This is a genomic window from Candidatus Aquicultor sp. (genome assembly GCF_054640775.1).
Map to the genome: position 1 here is coordinate 1 of NZ_JBTSLF010000335.1, position 2578 is coordinate 2578.

The window sequence follows — 2578 nt, forward strand, 5'->3', positions numbered from 1 at the left end:
CATCCGATCAAGTTTTCTCAGGACCCCCAAAAACCTCCTTCTATCGGAGGTCCGTCGGGGGGGCAGACGAGAGAAGTCGTTATTGATTTGGGTTATTCCGAAGAGGAGTTTGAGGAATTGGAAAATGAAGGGGTTTTTAATTAATTTTCATCCAGAAATTCATGATTTCCGGATAGCTTTCAGCAGTCGGCGGTCAGCATTTAGTCCGACTCCCCTTATAAAGGGTTTTGCTGAAAGCTAAAAGCTGATGGCTTAATACCCCATTCGGAAGAGGTTCGTTTTCTGATGGATACTAATTAACAATTGGGAGGATAAAAAAATTATGATTGGAATCGTCTCATACGGTGGATATGTACCTCGGTATCGGCTGGATCGCCGAAAGATATTTCAGGCCATGGGCTGGATGGATCCCTCGACGGCCTCGAATATGAAAGGTGAAAAAGCTATTGCCAATTTTGATGAAGATAGTATCACCATGGCTGTGGCTGCCGGGATAGACAGTCTTTCAGGTTGGGATCGGTCGAAGATTGAGGGGGTCTATTTCGCTTCTACCACCATGCCTTATAAGGAGCGTCTGAATGCCGGCATCTGCACCGCGGCTTTGGGGCTCAATGATCAGGTGCGGGCAGCCGACTTTACCGGCGGTTTGAAAGCCGGAACCACGGCGCTCCTGGCCGCTTTGGAAAGTGCCGCTGCCGGCGGAGCAAACCCTGTTATGGTTTGTGCCGCCGATTGCCGATTGGGACAACCGGCGTCGGGTGAAGAAATGATTTTCGGTGATGGGGCCGCCGGATTTATCATCGGGAACGAAGAGGTGATGGCCGAGTTTAAGGGGTCTTATTCGATCACCTATGATTTCGGCGATCACTACCGCGGGGCTTTTGCCCAATTCGACCGGAAGTGGGAGGATCGATGGATTCGTGATTTGGGGTATGATCATTTCATACCCATGGCGGTTAAGGGGCTTCTGGATAAATATGGACTGAAGAGCACGGATTTTTCCAAAATCATTTATGATTGCCACTATGGAGCGGAGCGTAAAAAACTCAACAAGATGCTTGGAATCAGTTCCGAGATGGATCAGGATAATTTCCAGGAAAAAATTGGGCATTGTGGAGCGGCCCAAAGCCTGGTCATGCTGGCCGCTGCTTTGGAAGAAGCCAGGCCCGGGGATCGATTGCTGGTTGTGAGTTTCGGCAGCGGCTGTGATGCCCTATTTTTTGAGGTGACCGAAAATATCAGGAAGGGAAAGTCCGGCCAGGGTATTTCGGGTTTCCTGGCCAATAGGGCGGAATTGGATGTTTATGAGAAATACCTGGTCTGGCGTGATATCCTTCCGGCGGAGCTGGGCTTGAGAAGCGAAGAGGATCTTTGGACCCGCTGGACCGCCCTGTGGCGAAAACGCAAGGAGGTTTTAGGACTCTGGGGTTCCCGGTGTCTGAAATGCGGAACCCCCCAATTCCCGGCCCAACAGGTCTGTGTCAATCCCCGGTGCGGGGCTATGGATCAGATGGAAGAGTATCTCTTCTCTGATAAGACCGGGCGGGTGGTCAGTTATACCGGAGATATGCTGGCCGCCTCCTATAATCCTCCGGCTATTTACGGGGCCGTAAAATTTGACGGAGGGGGTAAGTATTATTTCGACTTTGTCGATTGTACTCTGGAGGACATGGCCACCGGTCGGCCGGTGTCATTCAGTTTCAGAAGAAAATATTATGATAAGAAGCGGGATATTTCCGGATACTTCTGGAAGGCAGTCCCGATGAAGGAGGGGAAATAATATGGCTAAAGGAATTAGGGATAAAGTGGCTATTCTGGGTATGGGCTGCACCCGATTCGGGGAACGCTGGGAGAGCAGCGCCGAGGATTTGATGGTAGAGGCCTTCAAGGAATGTCTGGCCGATGCCGGCATTGAGAAAAAAGAGATAGAGGCCGCCTATTTAGGAACCCATTTTGACGAGGTGAACGTAGGCAAGGCGGCCTTACCTTTATCCATCGCCTTGAAACTTCCTTTTATTCCGGTGACCCGGGTCGATAATTATTGTGCCACGGCCACCGAAGCCTTGAGGGCCGCGGCCTATGCCGTAGCCTCCGGGGCCTACAATATAGTTTTGGCCCTCGGAGTGGAGAAGTTGAAAGATACCGGTTACGGGGGTCTGCCCGGTGGGGCCGGCCGGGGTGTTCAAGCCCGGATGGAAATGGCCAATATGACCGCACCGGGGATGTTTGCCCAACTGGCAACAGCCTACAGCGCAAAATGGGGAATTCCCATGGACAAAATCAAGGATGCCATCACCCATGTTTCGGTGAAAAGCCACGCCAACGGGGCCCTCAATCCAAAGGCCCACCTGAAAAATGTCATCAGCGAAGAACAGGCCAAAAGAGCACCGATGATCGCTTACCCTCTGGGACTTTTTGATTGTTGCGGGGTGAGTGACGGGTCGGCAGCGGCTATCGTCACTACTCCGGAGATCGCCCGAAGTCTGAAAAGAAATCAGGGCCTGGTTACGATTAAGGCCATTCAGGTGGTCTGCAGTTCCGGAGAGGAGGAAATGTACACCGAGTGGGACGGGGCCCA

The 2578-nt window shown here is 51.9% G+C and carries 2 protein-coding genes; both read left to right on the forward strand.

Annotation, left to right across the window (positions count from 1 at the left end; all coding sequences use genetic code 11):
• The first annotated feature begins 322 nt into the window (after positions 1 to 322).
• The gene (locus ACYC56_RS15010) at positions 323 to 1780 is read left to right on the forward strand and encodes a hydroxymethylglutaryl-CoA synthase family protein (RefSeq protein ID WP_461374977.1); all 1458 of its coding nucleotides are present in this window, start codon (positions 323 to 325) and stop codon (positions 1778 to 1780) included.
• A 1-nt stretch (position 1781) separates the two neighbouring features.
• Positions 1782 to 2578, forward strand: a 797-nt coding sequence (locus tag ACYC56_RS15015) for an acetyl-CoA acetyltransferase (RefSeq protein ID WP_461374978.1), incomplete at its 3' end; no start/stop codon positions are given.

Bases quoted from the DNA above. Each gene is read 5' to 3' on its own strand.
- ACYC56_RS15010 (WP_461374977.1), top strand. From the start codon at position 323: ATGATTGGAATCGTCTCATACGGTGGATATGTACCTCGGTATCGGCTG.